Below are 16,496 nucleotides of genomic sequence, written 5' to 3'. Positions count from 1 at the left end.
TCATTTTACAAAACCCCAATAAAAATGAAAAAACAACTATCTTTTTTTACATTTTTCCTAGTAGCTACTCTAGGAATAAATGCACAAACCATCCTTTTTCAGGAAAATTTTGAGTCACATCCACTAACAACTTTTGTACATTCTTATGATAATGCTGCAATTCCAAACGAAAGTTTAGAATGTGGTAAAACTTCTGTAGGAACAGCTTCTTTTTTCAATTCGACAAATATGAATTTTAAAGAAGAAGAAAATAATACTGTTTTCTTAGGAGTAAACGCAGAAGAGCCTTGTGGAGGTTACTATAATACAGACGTAAAAGTAGAAAATGTAGATTTATCTGGAGTAGATGAATTATATTTTCAATGTCGCTATTTTATGACTTCTCCTTTAGATTGGGGAAGTAATGTTTTAAAAATTACGCTTAAAAAAGATGCTTTGATTCATGAGATTTCTACAGAATTTACTGTAGAAGATGCTTGGACAGATGTGGCGCTTGCTTTACCAAATACTTTTATTCAAGAAGGAGTTTCTATTGAAATAAATATAGGAGGAGAAGGAGTAGCGATTGATAATATTTCGATTGCAGATGAAATTCTTACAGTCGAAGAAGAGGAAGAAGAAACTGATGATTCTGTTCTTTTTCAGGAAGATTTTGAAACATTTCCATTAACAACTTTTGTGCACTCTTATGATAATTCTGAAATTCCAAACGAAGGATTGGCTTGTGGAAAAGCTTCTGTAGGAACAGCAACTTATTTTAATTCTACAAACTTAGATTTTAAACCAGAAGAAAATAATTCTATTTTTTTAGGAGTAAATACAGAAGAACCTTGTGGAGGATATTATAATACAGATGTGAAAGTAGAAAATGTAGACTTATCAGGAGTAGATGAATTGTATTTTCAATGTCGCTATTTTATGACTTCTCCTCTGGATTGGGGAAGTAATATTTTGACAGTTACTTTCAAAAAAGATGCTTTGGTTCATGAAATTTCTTCAGAATTCACAGTAGAAGACGCTTGGACAGATTTAGAATTAGCTTTACCAAATACTTTAATTCAAGAAGGAGTAACGATTGAAATTAAAATAGGAGGAGAAGGAGTAGCAATTGACAATATTTCGATTGTAGATGAAATTGAAGAAGAAGAGGAGGAAGAGGAGGAAGAAACAGACGATTCTATTTTATTCCAAGAAGATTTTGAAACTTTCCCATTAACAACTTTTGTGCACTCTTATGATAATGCAGCAGTTCCAAATGAAAATTTAGAATGTGGAAAAGCTTCAGTAGGAACTACAACTTATTTTAATTCTACAAGTTTAGATTTTAAAAACGATGAAAATGATTCTGTTTTCTTAGGAATCAATACAGAAGAACCTTGTGGAGGAATTTATGATACGAAAGTAAAAGTAGAAAATGTAGATTTATCAGGAGTAGATGAATTGTTTTTCCAATGTCGTTATTTTATGACTTCTCCTTTAGACTGGGGAGAAACTGCAATTAAAGTTACGTTTAAAAAAGATGCTTTAGTTCATGAAATTACTTCGGAGTTTTCAGAGGAAGACGCTTGGACAGATTTAGAAGTTGCTTTGCCAAATACTTTTATCCAAGAAGGAGTGACGATTGAAATTGAAATGAAAGGTGAAGGAGTTGCTTTGGATGATTTATTTGTAACAAAAGAAGCTAAAACAGATGGAGAATTATCAATAGACCAAAACGTTTTAGAAATGGTAAAAATATATCCAAACCCAACAGAAAATAGTATTAATATTCAGCATAAAAATAAAATTTCAGAGATTTCTGTTTATGATTTAAATGGGACTTTATTAAAATCTGAAATGAATACTAAGGATGGAAAAGTAAGTTTTGAAAACTATTCAAAAGGGTTTTATATCGTAAAGGTAAAGGATGAAAAAGGAAATTTATTTATCCAAAAAGTTTTGAAAAAATAGTTTATTAAGTATTTGATTTAATTCATAATTCGAAAAAAGGCTGTCTATTGACAGCCTTTTTTTATATAATTTATTTACTTTTTTGTTGTACACTGATAGATTCGATATGAATTGCTTTGAAAATTTTCTCTATAAATTCTTGACTCAATCCATTCTTCTCTCCATTGATGATCATTTTTTCTAAAACATGTGCCCAACGATCGCTCTGAAGAATTGCAACGTTTTTCTCATGTTTTAATTTTCCAATTTTACTAGCTACACCCATTCTGTGTGCCAATAAATCTAGAAGGTTTTTATCTAAAACATCCAAATCTTTTCTGAAAGCTTTGATCTTATGTTGATAATCTTTTTCGTTAGTATTATCAATTCGGATTTTTAAATCTCTAGTGATTTCTGATAATCTTTCAGGAGTAATTTGCTGCATCGCATCACTCCAAGCATTGTCAGGATCGATGTGTGTTTCGATCATTAAACCTTCATATCTTAAATCTAAAGCCATTTGACAAGTATCGAAAATAGTATCTCGACGACCACAAATATGCGATGGATCTAAAATCATTGGCAAATCAGGAAATTCTTTCTTTAGCTCGATTGCAATCTGCCATTTTGGATTGTTTCGATATTCTGTTTTTTGATATGTAGAAAATCCTCTATGAATTACTCCAAGCTGACTGATTCCAGCATTTTTGATTCTTTCTACAGCTCCTAACCATAGAGATAAATCTGGATTTACAGGGTTTTTAACCAAAACAGTTTTATCAACACCTTTTAGCGCATCTGCAATTTCTTGTACTGCAAAAGGATTTACTGTAGTTCTTGCTCCAACCCATAAAATATCAATATCATGTTGTAAGGCTTTCTCTACATGATCAGCAGTACCAACTTCTGTTGTTACCAAAAGCCCAGTTTCTTCCTTAACTTTTTGCAACCATTTCAAACCTTTTTCTCCAACTCCTTCAAATTGTCCAGGTCTAGTTCTAGGTTTCCAAATTCCAGCTCTAAAAACATTGGTGTCCGTATTTTTTAATTGGTGTGCAGTTTCTAATACCTGTTCTTCGGTTTCAGCACTACAAGGACCTGCAATCACTAAAGGGTGTTCTAGTTGCATATCCTCTAACCATGTTTTAAAAGTTGCTGTATTCTCCATTATAATTTACTTACGTTTAGATATTCTATTATACAAAAAAAGTCCCGATAAATCGAGACTTTAGTTTATTTTATAATACACCATAGCATAGCCTCTCTTATCTTTTGAGATAAAATTTAGAGTTGCTCCACCAAGTGTTATTATTTGTCATTACTGTTTAATTTGTAGCAAAATTAATTATAAATTAATTAATTACAAGAATAGATTTTTTTTTTAACATGTTTTTTTGAAAAATAAGCTTCTGTTAATGTTTTAGATACTTTTCTTTAAATAAGTGTAGAAATGTCTAAATAAGCGATTATTTTTGGCTGAGAAGTAAACAATTATAAAGAAAGGAATTTTATTTAATTAATGGTTAAAATGTTTTTGAATAAAAAGGTTTCGAATTAAAGTTGTTTTACCCAAAAGATAAAAAATTAAGGTTAAAATTTTATATATTTAAGAGTATGGAAATAAAAATCAATGTTGATGAAGTAGAATACACTGTAGACTTAGCAAAACCAATCGATATTTCGACAACCATTTTTGGTCATGAAAAAAACCCGAATGCATGGTATGTCTCACATCCGAAGATTGAGCCAGTAGTAATGGGAGATTTTGTAGGAAAAGTAACAGAAGGATCTTCAACAAATTTTTTTAATATCCATTTTAATCCACATGCACACGGAACACATACAGAGTGTATTGGACATATTACGGAAGAATTTCATAGTATCAACGAATACTTAAAAGAATTTCACTTTTTAGCAGAGTTAATTACGATAAATCCTGAAAAAATAGGAGAAGATTTGGTGATTACAAAAGAATTGATAGAAGAGAAGATGAGGTATTTTAAAGATGCAATTATTATTAGAACACTTCCGAATGAAGATGAAAAATTAAGTAAACAATATTCGAATACCAACCCCGCTTACCTAACAGAAGAAGCTGCTTTGTTTTTGAGAGAAAAACAAATTAAGCATTTATTAATTGACTTACCATCTGTAGATAAAGAGAGAGATGAAGGGAAGTTGGTAGCACATAAGGCTTTTTGGAATTATGAAGGAGAGCGAAGATATGATGCTACAATTACAGAATTTGTATATGTTCCTGATGCGATAGAAGATGGTTTGTTTTTTATGAATTTACAAATAGCATCGTTTGAAAATGATGCTTCGCCAAGCAAACCAATTTTATACCAGATAAAATCATGAATATTGAAGCGTTAAGAGAGTATTGTATTGGAAAACCTAATGTGTCAGAGGGTTTTCCTTTTGACGAAAAAACATTAGTTTTTAAAGTAGCAGGAAAAGTTTTTGCGATAACAACTTTGGATGAATATCCGATGAAAGTAAATTTAAAATGTGATCCTGAAAAAGCTATAGAATATAGAGAAACTTATGATGAGATAACTTCAGGCTATCATATGAATAAAAAGCATTGGAATACAATAGATTTTGAAGGGAAACTTTCCAATGAGTTTTTGAAGCATTTAATAGATCATTCTTACGATTCTGTAATCTTGGGGTTGACTAAAAAAGAAAAGCAAGAATTAGGCTATTTATAATGTGTTTGTCTGTATTTTGAAGGAGTCATTCCTTTGATATCTTTAAATTTCCGATTAAAATTAGCTAAATTATTGAAACCAGATTTATAGCAAATATCCATAATATTCAACTCGTTCCGTTTGGAGAGAAGCTTACAAGCATTTCCGATTCTGAGTTCTGTAAGAAAATTGACAAAGGTTTTGTTTGTTCGTTGTTTAAAATATCTGCAAAAGGCATTAGGGGTCATATTTGCGATATTTGCTACTTCTTCTAATAAGATATTTCGATGAAATTCTCTTAAAGCAAACTGGATAATTTCATCCATTCTTAACTCTTCTTCTTCCGAGTATTTTTTATCTACAATAAGAGATGAAAGTATTTCTTTATTATCTTCATAAGCAGACAAGTCACTAATAATATTTAGGAAAGAAATAAATTTTTGAAAATTGTTTAAAAATTCAATTTGCTTAATCTTTCGAATGATAGACTTATCGATATTTGTCATTTTTATACCTCTAAGTGAATCATTGAAGAAAGGAGTCAAATGAATCATTTCTGGTAATTCAAAAAAGTTAGTTCCAAAAGATTCTGGTGAAAAATAAATAGAAATCATTTCACATTTAGTTTCAACATTATCATTTTTAAAAACATGAGGAAGCTTTTCACCAATAACAAAAAAATCTAAAGGTTTAAAATTACCGATTGAATCGCCTATAATGTAAGTTCCCTCTCCGTTTAATATTAATGTTAATTGAATTTCAGAATGTTGATGAAGATGGTTGTAGAATTGTTTTCCGAAGTCCCGCTGCACTACAATGGTTTCCGTTATAGCTTTGGAGACTTTAAAGGGGATAATTTTCATAGATAATAATTTATATTGTTTCTACAAAAATTGTTAAAAATAAGTAGATATGCAAGTGTTAAGGTTAAAATAGTATTTAAATATGTTAATTATTTATTGTAGATTTACTAAAATAATAAGTTATATTTGTAGAGTTAATTGTTAAGAAATAAATAAAATTAATTATAAATTGAAAGTCATATTTTAAATTATATTAAAAGTTGTAGGATTCTTTTTAAAAATAAAAATTAGTAAAAGTGATTTTCATAAGAGGTTGTAAATATTTACAACCTCTCTTTTTTTGTTAAAAATGTACTAGTTTGTCAATTCTGTGAATAAACTTTCTAGATTTTGATTTTTTGTATTCATCTTTAAAATTTTCAATCCATTTTTCTGTGCAAAGTCAAAAATTTCCGATCGCATATCATCTTGAGTATCAAAAATAAACTCCCAAGTTGTATCAAAAATATTGTCAAAAGACTTTAAATTAGGAATATCTTGTAAGAATTTTCTTTCAATTTGGTAGTCAAATTCCACTTCGATTCTTTGGTCTTGATTCTTTTTTAGCTCTTCCATGCTTTTATCCAAAACAATTTTTCCTTTATTAATGATAATAACACGATCACAAACAGCCTCTACTTCTTGCATAATGTGCGTAGAAAATAAAATGGTTCTATTTTTACCGTAGTTACGAATCAAATCACGAATTTCAATTAACTGATTTGGATCTAAACCTGTAGTTGGTTCATCCAGAATTAAAATATCTGGATTATGTAACATAGCAGCTGCCAATCCAACTCTTTGACGATATCCTTTAGAAAGTTGATTGATTTTTTTGTGAGCTTCAGGTGTTAAACCTACTTCTTTTATGATTTCGGAAACTCTATTTTTATTGATTTTATGAATTTTAGCATGAAAACTTAAATATTCTTTCACATACATATCCAAATACAATGGATTGTGTTCTGGAAGATATCCAATATTTTTTTGAACATTTAAAATATCATCTGTAACAGAAACATTATTAACAGAAACATTTCCACCTGTTGCTTTGACAAAGCCAGTAATAATTTTCATAGTTGTAGATTTTCCAGCTCCATTTGGACCCAAAAAACCAACGATTTCTCCTTTTCCTATGGAAAAATTAATAGCATCTAATGCAGTTTGTGTTCCATATTGTTTTGTAAGATTTGATACTTCAATTGCCATATTTTTCGTGTTTTTAGCAAAAATACATTTTATAAATTAATGTTAAAGTGAGAAAGCTTCCAGTTATGTTATTTTTTTTTCTGAAATTTGCACCTCTCAATTTTAAGCTTCAATAAAGCTCACTCTAAAGTATAAACAATGAATAAGCAAATAAAGTATATAAATCTTGGAGAAAAAGATTATAAAGATACATGGGATTACCAAACGGAGTTGTTTCAAGGAATTATAGATACTAAAATTTCTAACAGAAGAAACGATGAAAATAATCCTACTCCAAATTATTTACTTTTCGTGGAACATCCACATGTATATACTTTAGGGAAAAGCGGTGATATCTCAAATCTTCTTTTATCTGAAAAACAGTTAGAAGAAAAAGGAGCTAAATTCTATAAAATTAATAGAGGAGGGGATATTACATATCATGGACCAGGACAAATTGTTGGATATCCAATATTGGATTTAGATAATTTTTTTACAGATATCCATAAATATTTAAGATTTTTAGAAGAGGCAATTATCTTAACATTAGCTGAATACGGAATAAAGAGTGAGAGAAGTGAAGGAGAAACCGGAGTTTGGCTAGATGTTGGTACACCTTTTGCTAGAAAAATATGCGCCATGGGAGTGAAAAGTAGTAGATGGGTGACGATGCATGGTTTTGCTTTAAACGTGAATGCTAACTTGGGATATTTTGATAATATCGTGCCATGTGGTATTAAGGATAAAGCTGTCACTTCTATGGAGGCTGAATTAAACAGGAAAATTCCGATGGAGGAAGTTCAAAATAAAATACTTATACACTTTAAAACACTTTTTGAAGCTGAAATCATTGAATAGACCGTTCAATATTTTTGTTTTTTCAAAAGTATCTTTGTTTTCATTATAATTAATTTTAAAGTGTCTTGAATTAATTAAAACTGAGAATTTAATAATAGTATCTGAAACGTATCAGGTTAGGAAAGTTATAAAAAAAGAAATTGCCTAATTTCTTAGACAATTTCTTAAAACATGATAGATAAAACAGTTAACAATTACTTGCTAACATACGGTTGCTGAAAGAATCTCCAGTTCTTCCATGCATTTTTTCATTTCGTTATAAGTTCTTTCAATATCGTGGTCTAGTCCGATTGAAAAACGGATGATACCATCTGATAACCCCATTTTATTTTGTTCTTCTTCTGGAATTTCCGATGATGTACTAGAACCAGGAGCGCTAAATAATGTTTTGTAGAATCCTAAACTTACTGCTAAGTATCCTAAGTTTCTATCTTGCATTAGCTCCATTAATTGGTTTGCTTTTTCTAAAGACCCAACATCGATTGTAAGTAATCCTCCAAATCCGAATTCTTCATTTCTCATAGAGTTATATAATTCGTGATCTTTATGACTCTTCAATCCTGGATAAACAACTTTTAATCCATCTTTTTCAAAGTTTTCAGCTAAGAAAAGTGCATTTCTACTGTGTTGTTTGATACGAATAGGAAGCGTTCTCATATTTTTTAAAATACTAGAAGCACGTAAACTATCCATTACAGGTCCGTATAACATAGCTGCTCCATCATTTACATCTTTTAAAGAATTGATAAAATCATTTGAAGCACAAACAACTCCACCAACTGCATCATTTGTTCCGTTGATGAATTTTGTTAAACTATGAATTGTTATAGTTGCACCAAGATCTTGTGGATTTACAATTAAAGGAGAGAAAGTATTATCTACTACTAAAGGTAAGTTGTGTCTTTTTGCTATTTTGGAAAGCTCAGAAATATCAGCAATCTCTAAAAGTGGATTACTAACAGTTTCACAATAGATTACTTTTGTATTTTCATTAATTGAATTTTCTACACTTTCTAAATCAGTAATATCAACAAAAGATGTTTGAATATCTAATCTTGGTAAAAAGTTTTTCATGAATGCATAAGTTCCTCCGTAGATAGTTCTACTAGAAACAATATGATCTCCAGTTTTACAAAGTTGCATAATCGTAGAAGTAATAGCTCCCATTCCTGAACTTGCAACATTTGCAGACTCTGTACCTTCCATTGCTGCTAAAGCTTGAGAAAGATATAAGTTACTTGGACTTGTGTGACGAGAATATAAATAACAACCTTCTGTTTCACCTTCAAAAGTATCCTGCATTGTTTTTGCAGCCATGAAAGTAAAAGTTGCTGAATCAGAAATAGATGGATTTACTCCACCAAATTCACCAAAAAACTGTAAGTCTTGTATGCTATTTGCAGATTTAGTACTCATATATTCTCTTTTTTTATTTTTAACGCAATTTATAAAAATTCCAAATATATTACATGTTTAGGTAGGTAAAAATATTATTTTTATGAATAATTTTTTTAATAAGCTAAAAAATTATGATTAATACTTTAAATATTGAATAAAATAAAATTGCTTTTAAAATAAAGACTTTTCAAAATTTTGAAATAAACACAATAATTATCCTAACCATCCATCTCTATCTAAGCTTCTATACTGGATTGCTTCTGTAATATGTGAAGATTTTATTTCTGAAGAGCTATCAAGATCTGCTATAGTTCTGCTTACTTTCAAAATTCTATCATAAGCTCTCGCAGAAAGATTCAATTTCTCCATTGCATTTTTAAGTAGATTACTACTTTCATCGCTTAGTTTACAAAACTTTCGAATCAATCTTGTATTCATTTGTGCATTATAGTGTATATTTTTATAAGTATTAAACCTTTCTGTTTGTAGTGATCTAGATTTAATAACTCTTTTTCGAATTTCAGAACTCGGTTCTCCTTTTCGTTGATCTGCTAATTTTTCAAAAGGAACAGGTGTTACTTCTATATGTATATCTATTCGATCTAATAAAGGACCGGAAATTTTACTCAAATATCTTTGCATTTCTGCAGGAGAAGAAGTCATATTACTATTTCCATCATTAAAAAATCCACTTGGACTTGGATTCATACTCGCAACTAACATAAAACTACTTGGATAAGTAATTGTAAATTTCGCTCTAGAAATAGTAACTTCTCGATCTTCCAATGGTTGGCGCATTACTTCTAATACAGAACGTTTAAATTCTGGTAATTCATCTAAAAATAAAACACCATTATGTGAAAGTGAAATTTCTCCAGGTTGCGGATATTGTCCTCCACCAACAAGAGCAACATCTGAAATAGTATGATGTGGATTTCTAAAAGGACGATTTTTCATCAATCCTATATTTGAAGTTTTTCCAACAACACTATGAATTTTGGTTGTTTCCAAAGCTTCATTCATCGTCATAGGTGGTAAAATAGAAGGAAGCCTTTTTGCTAACATCGTTTTTCCAGAACCTGGAGGACCTATTAATATGATATTATGTCCACCAGCTGCTGCAATTTCCATACAACGTTTTATAGATTCTTGACCTTTTACATCCGAAAAATCTGTTTCTAAACTTTCCAAACAATTCTCGATAGATTCTTCAATATTAAAAGTAGTAGGTTCGATTTCTATTTTCTCTTCAAAAAAATGAATTACTTCCAAAATGTTTTCTGCACCTAGAATGTCTAAACCTTCTACAACAGCAGCTTCTTCTGCATTTTGTTTTGGTAAAATAAATCCTTTAAAGCCTTCTTCTTTTGCTTTAATAGCAATTGGCAATGCTCCTTTAATAGGTTGTAAACTTCCATCTAAAGAAAGTTCTCCCATTATAATATAGTCTGAAGTTTTTTTAGTTTCAATTTGGTTAGAAGCTTCCAAAATTCCAATAGCCAAAGTCAAATCATAAGCAGAACCTTCTTTTCGAAGATCTGCAGGAGCCATATTTATGGTGATTTTCTTTCCAGGTAATTTATAACCATTATTCTGCAAAGCAGCAGTAATTCTATAACTACTTTCTTTAATAGCATTGTCTGGTAATCCAACAAGATGATAGCCAATTCCTTTTGCAATATTTACTTCTACTGTAATTGTTGTTGCTTCAATTCCGAAGACGGCACTTCCATAAACTTTTGTTAACATTTTTCAAAGGTTTCTTGTAAAAGTACTAAAATTTTCCGAATTTCATAATAAGACTCTGATAATCAGTTGTCTGATAAAAATCATATTATTTTAATTTATTCTAAATAAATTTCCTTAATTTAGAATTAGTCTATATATTTGTCCCGAAATATTCTAAAATTAAAAATTCTTTTAAAGTCTTATATAATGAAAAAAATCTTATTATCTACGGTAGCACTATCTACATTATTTTTCGCATCTTGTTCATCTGATGACGATAACAATGATAATCCTTCAACAGGAATTGAGGTACCAGCAACGTATAAATTTACAAGAGAAGGAAGTTCAACTGTAAGTTTTGGAGGACAAACTACAAGAATTGCAATGGCAGAAGAGATTATCTCTAAATTAAAAGATAACTCTTATACAGAAGCGCAATTAGACGGAATGTTTGCACACGAAGAAGGAGGTAATGATTTTTCTGATGCAGATTTAAATGCTTCAAGTAAAAATGTAAGAAGTAAAACAGCTGCTTCTTTTGATTTCTTTTCAAATAACCAATCTGATGCAACTGCTATCAAAGAAATGTTTGATATGTGGATTGCAAAGCAAGTGGATGATGTATTCCCTAACTGGAATGAATTAGCTGCTGCTGGATCTGCAGGACAAATTGCTGACGGAACTAGTACTCGTTATGTAAATGCAAATGGATTAGAGTTTAACCAATTATTTGGAAAATCTTTAATTGGAGCTTTAATGGCTGACCAAGCTTTAAATAACTATTTAAGTGATGGTGTTTTAGATGCAGGAACAAATGTTGAGGAAAACAATAACGGAACTGTTGCAGAAGGAAAGACTTATACAACAATGGAGCACAAATGGGATGAGGCTTACGGATACGTTTACGGAGCATCTCAAAACCCTGAAACTCCAAATGCAACTATAGGAGATGATGATAGTTTCTTAAACAAATATATTGGAAAAGTAAATGCTGATGAAGATTTCGCAGGAATCGCTGATGAAATTTACAATGCATTTAAAAAAGGTAGAGCTGCAATTGTAGCTAAAGAATATGGTGTTCGTGATGAGCAAGTTTCAATCATTAGAGAAGCAATCTCTAAAGTTATCGCAGTAAGAGCTGTAAACTATTTACAAGCTGGAAAAGATGCTGTTGAAGGAAACGAAATGGGAACTGCATTCCACGATTTATCTGAAGGATATGGATTTATCTATAGCTTACAGTTTACAAGAAAATCAGGAACAGGTCAACCATACTTCACAAAAGGAGAAGTAGATACAATGATCAGTAAATTAATGGCAGGTACTAACGGATTATGGGATGTAACTCCAGCAACGTTAGACGAATTATCTAATGAGATTGCTGCTAAATTTAACTTTACTGTTGATCAAGCGAAATAATTGAAAAAATAACTTAAAACTTGTTTAGAGATAGTATCTTTGAACAAGTTTTTTTGTTTTATAGAAATTTTAAATTTCGGTGAATTAAATTAAAGGTAAATATTCAAAAAATGATTAAAAAAGTTTTATTCTTATTTGTTGCTGTTTTAGCAATATCATGTGGGTCTGACGATAGTGGATCTGATGGAAATGGAGCGGATACATTTGATAGAAAAGTAATGTTAGAAAATTGGGCAGACAACATTATTATTCCTTCTTATGAAGATTTTCAAACAAAAATGAATGATTTAAATTCTAAAACAGAAGTTTTTGTTGCTGATGGGTCAGCTGAAAATTTAGAAAACTTAAGAACATCTTGGCTTAATGCTTACAAAGCTTGGCAACATGTTTCTATGTATGAGATTGGAAAATCTGAAGAATTGACTTTTAGAAATTTCATGAATATTTATCCAACTTCTTCAACAAAAATTGAACAATTTGTAGCTTCTGGAAATTATAACCTACAGTTACCATCCACTTTTGATGCTCAAGGTTTCCCTGCTTTAGATTACTTATTATACGGTATTTCTGATGCAGCTGTTTCTTATGAAACTGTAATAACAGATGCACACAAAGATTATCTTACTGCTGTAGTTTCAAGAATGAAAACTTTAACGGATGAGGTAGTTGCAGATTGGGAAACTGGATTCAGAGAAGCATTTGTAGGAAATAGTGGTTCAACAGCTTCTAGTTCTGTAAATGTGATGGTAAATAAATATGTTTTCTACTACGAAAAATTCTTAAGAGCTGGAAAAATTGGAATTCCTGTAGGAGTTTTCTCAAGTTCAGCTTTACCAGAAAAAGTAGAAGGATATTATAGTGCTACAAATTCTAAAGTTTTATTTGAAGAAGCATTAACTGCTGTACAAAATTTCTTTAATGGAAAACATTATGGAAGTAATACAACTGGAGAAAGCTTAAAGTCTTATTTAGTAGATTTAAACGCTAAGAAAGACGGAGCTGGACTAGATGCAGCAATTAATTCTCAGTGGGAGTCAGCAAGAACTTTTTCTCAGTCAGTGGATGCAAATTTTGCAAACCAAATCGAGTCTGATAAAAACAAAATGCTAGGATTATATGATGAGGTACAAAAAGCGGTTATTTTATTAAAAGTAGAAATGATGTCTGCAATGAGTATTTCAGTTGATTATAGCGATGCTGATGGAGATTAAAAAATAATAGTTTATAGTTATAAAAATAAGAGGGAGTCAATTATTTGACTCCCTTTTTTATTTTGAACTACTATTAATAAGTAATTGATTTTCAAATGATTAAAAATTATTGTATTCTTGTTTTAAAATTAAAAAATGGAACAAGAATTAAAAGAAAAAAGATTATTAGGTTTAAGTTTTGGAATATTATTTCTCTTTATTTTATCCTATACACTTCATATTGTCTTTTTCAATAGTACCCAGCTTTTTCATATTCTAAAAGCATTCCTTTTCTTTTTATTTATTTTTCAGCTTCCTCTTTTCTGTATCGGAGTCTATTTTTTACTTCATAAATCGCAAAGAAATAAACAGATTATTCTTTTGAGTTTATTATTCATGAGTGTAAGTGTTTTAGTTTTTTGGAAGTTTTACTATTAAAACAAAAAAAACGGAAACAAGAATGCTTCCGTTTTAGATTTAAATCAAAACTAAATAAAATATTGTATGTATTGATAACGTGAAGTCTTTATAAATATTATATGTTTAAAAAAAATATTAAAAAAAAATGAAAAATAAATTTTAAAACGATCTTTTTTAACAGATTAAAAAACTGTGAAATGTCATGAAATTGAATTATTTAGAAAAATAACGATTTATTATTATTTTTATTTAAACTGATTCTAGTATTTTTGCTTAATATTTTTATTTAGAATAAAGAAGAATTATTTTCTGATCAGGGAAATAATACCACAATAAAGTTTTACAAGAATGAATTTAAAAGATCTAAAACTATTTTTTTTCTTTTTATGTGTTTCGACAATTGCTTTAGCACAAGAAGTTTATAAAGGAAAAATAATCGATTCACAAACAAACGAAGGTGTAGAAGGAGTTGAAATTTACAAAAAGACAGGAGGTCTTTTAGCAACAACAAAACCGGATGGAACTTTCGAAATTGATAATCTAAAACCTGGAGATTATCAGATGGTATTTTTCTCTTACCAATACAAAATTAAAGAAGAAAAAATTGCACTAAAAATTGGAAAAGCAATCCAAATAGCTCTAGATCCTTTAGGGGAGCAGCTTACAGAAGTAGTTTTAAATCAAAGAAAAGCAAAAGTTTTTGCATTAACGAAACTAAAACCTGTAGAAGGGACAGCAATTTATGCAGGAAAAAAATCAGAAGTAGTTTTAGTAGATCAAACAGTAGGAAATCTTGCCGCAAATAATCCACGACAAATTTATTCACAAGTTGTTGGTTTAAATATCTATGAAAATGATGATGCAGGTCTACAGTTAAATGTTGGAGGACGTGGTTTAGATCCAAACAGAACTTCAAACTTCAATACAAGACAAAATGGATACGATATTAGCGCAGATGTTTTAGGGTATCCTGAAAGTTATTATACGCCGCCAGCAGAAGCTTTAGAAAAAATTCAAGTAGTTCGTGGAGCTGCTTCGCTACAATATGGAACACAGTTCGGAGGGTTAATTAATTTCGTTTTAAAGAAGCCAAATCCACATAAAAAGTTTGAATTAATTTCTCGTCAGACAGTTGGTTCAAATAATCTTTTTACAAGTTTTAATAGTGTAAGCGGAACTGTTGGAAAAGTGAGTTACTATACTTATTTCAATTTCAAAGAAGGAGATGGTTTTAGACCAAATTCTCATTTCAATTCCAAAAATTATTATGCGCATGTTGGCTACCAACTTTCAGAAAAGACAAAAATCTCTGGGGAATTTACTTATTTAAAGTATTTAGCACAGCAACCAGGAGGTCTAACAGATACACAATTTAATGAAGATCCGAATTTTAGTAATAGAAGTAGAAACTGGTTTCAAGTAGATTGGAAATTATATGCTTTTAAATTGGAACATGCTTTTTCTAAAAAGACTGATTTTTCTTTACAAGTTTTTGGTTTAGATGCACAAAGAAATGCACTTGGGTATAGAGGTTTACCAGTAAATAGTCCAGATCCGATTGGTTTAGATGGAAATTATATTTACGAAAGAGATTTGTTAAAAGGAAAATATCAAAACTGGGGAGCAGAAGCTCGTTTGTTGACAAGATATAATTTAGGAAAACAAGAATCAGTTTTCTTAATTGGAGCAAAATATTACAAAGCAAGTAACTCAGAGCAACAAGGAGCTGGATCAAAAGGAACAGGAGCTGATTTTACTTTTAAAGATGATTTATATCCAGAATATCCAAATAAATCAAAGTTTGTTTTCCCGAATGAAAATATTGCTGTTTTTGCTGAAAATATTTTCAATATCACGGACAAATTTTCTCTGACTCCTGGAGTAAGATTTGAGCATATTCGTACGCAAAGTAAAGGTTCTTATTATAAAAGAGTTTTTGATAATGCTGGAAATTTAATTTTAGAAGAAATCATTCCAGATAATCGAGTGTTGACAAGAAATTTTGTTTTACTAGGTTTAGGAGCAAGTTATAAACCAACAGATAAAATTGAAATGTATGGGAACTTCTCTCAAAATTATCGTTCAGTAACTTTTAGTGATATTCATACAGTGAACCCTTCATTTATTGTGGATCCAAATATTGAAGATGAAAAAGGTTTCACTGGAGATTTCGGGATTCGTGGAAGAATTAATAATGCTTTTTCTTATGATGTTGGAGGTTTCGGACTTTTATATGATAACAGAATTGGAATTGTTTTAGTGAGCGAAGGTCCAAGTAAAGGAGATCATGAACGTAAGAATATCGGAAAAGCTTTTATCTACGGATTTGAGTCTCTTTTAGATTGGAATTTGATTAATACTTTTGAAATGAAAGAAGAGTTTCAGTGGAATGTTTTCTCGAATTTAGCAATTACATCTTCTGAATATTTAGAGTCTGAAGAAACGAATGTAGAAGGAAATGAAGTAGAATTTATTCCTTTAGTAAACCTTCGTGCTGGGATGAAATTTGGTTACAAAAACTTCTTAGCAAATCTTCAATACACATATTTATCAAAACAATATACAGATGCGCAGAACTCAGTTGTTGCTGCTAGCACAAGTGTAAATAACGGAATTGTTGGACCTATACCTTCGTATGATATTTTAGATTTATCTTTTTCTTATACTTATAAAAGATTTAAACTAGAAACAGGAATCAATAATTTATTAGATAAGAGTTATTTTACTAGAAGAGCAACAGGATATCCTGGACCTGGAATTATTCCTTCAGCTCCAAGAACATATTACGCAACTTTACAATTTAAAATATAAAATTCCCCTCTTGAGAGGGG

12 protein-coding genes are annotated in these 16,496 nt (G+C 30.1%); 7 read left to right on the top strand and 5 right to left on the bottom strand.

Going from position 1 to position 16,496, the window contains the following annotated elements:
* Positions 1 to 24: 24 nt before the first annotated feature.
* The gene (locus tag I0K12_RS03355; protein WP_196885471.1) at positions 25 to 1,950 is read left to right on the top strand and encodes a T9SS type A sorting domain-containing protein; all 1,926 of its coding nucleotides are present in this window, start codon (positions 25 to 27) and stop codon (positions 1,948 to 1,950) included.
* A gap of 70 nt (positions 1,951 to 2,020) precedes the next feature.
* Here I0K12_RS03355 and I0K12_RS03350 read toward each other — a convergent pair whose 3' ends face one another.
* The gene (locus I0K12_RS03350) at positions 2,021 to 3,097 is read right to left on the bottom strand and encodes a bifunctional 3-deoxy-7-phosphoheptulonate synthase/chorismate mutase type II (protein WP_196885470.1); all 1,077 of its coding nucleotides are present in this window, start codon (positions 3,095 to 3,097) and stop codon (positions 2,021 to 2,023) included.
* 446 nt (positions 3,098 to 3,543) lie between these two features.
* Here I0K12_RS03350 and I0K12_RS03345 point away from each other — a divergent pair, with 446 nt between their 5' ends.
* Together I0K12_RS03345 and I0K12_RS03340 are read left to right on the top strand one after the other, a co-directional pair.
* Positions 3,544 to 4,290: a cyclase family protein gene (locus tag I0K12_RS03345; protein WP_196885469.1), complete on the top strand. Its 747-nt coding sequence runs from the start codon at positions 3,544 to 3,546 to the stop codon at positions 4,288 to 4,290.
* Complete coding sequence (locus I0K12_RS03340) at positions 4,287 to 4,643, top strand: MmcQ/YjbR family DNA-binding protein (RefSeq protein WP_196885468.1); 357 nt, start codon at positions 4,287 to 4,289, stop codon at positions 4,641 to 4,643. Before I0K12_RS03345 ends, I0K12_RS03340 begins: the two co-directional genes overlap by 4 nt.
* Here I0K12_RS03340 and I0K12_RS03335 read toward each other — a convergent pair.
* Together I0K12_RS03335 and gldA are read right to left on the bottom strand one after the other, a co-directional pair.
* The gene (locus tag I0K12_RS03335) at positions 4,634 to 5,485 is read right to left on the bottom strand and encodes an AraC family transcriptional regulator (protein ID WP_196885467.1); all 852 of its coding nucleotides are present in this window, start codon (positions 5,483 to 5,485) and stop codon (positions 4,634 to 4,636) included. The genes I0K12_RS03340 and I0K12_RS03335 overlap by 10 nt on opposite strands.
* A gap of 294 nt (positions 5,486 to 5,779) precedes the next feature.
* On the bottom strand, positions 5,780 to 6,673 hold the full coding sequence (gene gldA / locus I0K12_RS03330) for a gliding motility-associated ABC transporter ATP-binding subunit GldA (RefSeq protein ID WP_196885466.1): 894 nt from the start codon (positions 6,671 to 6,673) through the stop codon (positions 5,780 to 5,782).
* 138 nt (positions 6,674 to 6,811) lie between these two features.
* Between gldA and lipB the strand changes: the two genes are divergently transcribed.
* A complete protein-coding gene (gene lipB / locus I0K12_RS03325; protein ID WP_196885465.1) occupies positions 6,812 to 7,510 on the top strand; it encodes a lipoyl(octanoyl) transferase LipB in 699 nt (232 codons plus the stop codon).
* 201 nt (positions 7,511 to 7,711) lie between these two features.
* On the opposite strand, the gene I0K12_RS03320 is transcribed toward lipB, so the two are convergent.
* Together I0K12_RS03320 and I0K12_RS03315 are read right to left on the bottom strand one after the other, a co-directional pair.
* A complete protein-coding gene (locus tag I0K12_RS03320; RefSeq protein ID WP_196885464.1) occupies positions 7,712 to 8,926 on the bottom strand; it encodes an aminotransferase class I/II-fold pyridoxal phosphate-dependent enzyme in 1,215 nt (404 codons plus the stop codon).
* Between the two features lie 195 nt (positions 8,927 to 9,121).
* Entirely contained in the window at positions 9,122 to 10,657 is a 1,536-nt protein-coding gene (locus I0K12_RS03315) for a YifB family Mg chelatase-like AAA ATPase (RefSeq protein ID WP_196885463.1), read from the bottom strand.
* Between the two features lie 186 nt (positions 10,658 to 10,843).
* Here I0K12_RS03315 and I0K12_RS03310 point away from each other — a divergent pair, with 186 nt between their 5' ends.
* The 3 genes from I0K12_RS03310 to I0K12_RS03300 all read left to right on the top strand — a co-directional run bounded on the left by I0K12_RS03310 (position 10,844) and on the right by I0K12_RS03300 (position 16,476).
* Positions 10,844 to 12,055, top strand: coding sequence for a DUF4856 domain-containing protein (locus I0K12_RS03310; RefSeq protein WP_196885462.1), 1,212 nt, complete (start codon positions 10,844 to 10,846; stop codon positions 12,053 to 12,055).
* A gap of 110 nt (positions 12,056 to 12,165) precedes the next feature.
* Positions 12,166 to 13,266 (top strand): imelysin family protein, encoded by a 1,101-nt coding sequence (locus I0K12_RS03305; RefSeq protein ID WP_196885461.1) that lies wholly within the window; start codon positions 12,166 to 12,168, stop codon positions 13,264 to 13,266.
* Between the two features lie 747 nt (positions 13,267 to 14,013).
* On the top strand, positions 14,014 to 16,476 hold the full coding sequence (locus I0K12_RS03300; RefSeq protein WP_196885460.1) for a TonB-dependent receptor domain-containing protein: 2,463 nt from the start codon (positions 14,014 to 14,016) through the stop codon (positions 16,474 to 16,476).
* Positions 16,477 to 16,496 lie beyond the last annotated feature (20 nt).

The sequence above is a fragment of the Aureivirga sp. CE67 genome, from assembly GCF_015767245.1.
Taxonomy (GTDB): domain Bacteria; phylum Bacteroidota; class Bacteroidia; order Flavobacteriales; family Flavobacteriaceae; genus Aureivirga.
This window is presented reverse-complemented; position numbering and strand designations above follow the sequence as displayed.

Bases quoted from the DNA above. Each gene is read 5' to 3' on its own strand.
- I0K12_RS03355 (WP_196885471.1), top strand. From the start codon at position 25: ATGAAAAAACAACTATCTTTTTTTACATTTTTCCTAGTAGCTACTCTA.
- I0K12_RS03350 (WP_196885470.1), bottom strand. From the start codon at position 3,097: ATGGAGAATACAGCAACTTTTAAAACATGGTTAGAGGATATGCAACTA.
- I0K12_RS03345 (WP_196885469.1), top strand. From the start codon at position 3,544: ATGGAAATAAAAATCAATGTTGATGAAGTAGAATACACTGTAGACTTA.
- I0K12_RS03340 (WP_196885468.1), top strand. From the start codon at position 4,287: ATGAATATTGAAGCGTTAAGAGAGTATTGTATTGGAAAACCTAATGTG.
- I0K12_RS03335 (WP_196885467.1), bottom strand. From the start codon at position 5,485: ATGAAAATTATCCCCTTTAAAGTCTCCAAAGCTATAACGGAAACCATT.
- gldA (WP_196885466.1), bottom strand. From the start codon at position 6,673: ATGGCAATTGAAGTATCAAATCTTACAAAACAATATGGAACACAAACT.
- lipB (WP_196885465.1), top strand. From the start codon at position 6,812: ATGAATAAGCAAATAAAGTATATAAATCTTGGAGAAAAAGATTATAAA.
- I0K12_RS03320 (WP_196885464.1), bottom strand. From the start codon at position 8,926: ATGAGTACTAAATCTGCAAATAGCATACAAGACTTACAGTTTTTTGGT.
- I0K12_RS03315 (WP_196885463.1), bottom strand. From the start codon at position 10,657: ATGTTAACAAAAGTTTATGGAAGTGCCGTCTTCGGAATTGAAGCAACA.
- I0K12_RS03310 (WP_196885462.1), top strand. From the start codon at position 10,844: ATGAAAAAAATCTTATTATCTACGGTAGCACTATCTACATTATTTTTC.
- I0K12_RS03305 (WP_196885461.1), top strand. From the start codon at position 12,166: ATGATTAAAAAAGTTTTATTCTTATTTGTTGCTGTTTTAGCAATATCA.
- I0K12_RS03300 (WP_196885460.1), top strand. From the start codon at position 14,014: ATGAATTTAAAAGATCTAAAACTATTTTTTTTCTTTTTATGTGTTTCG.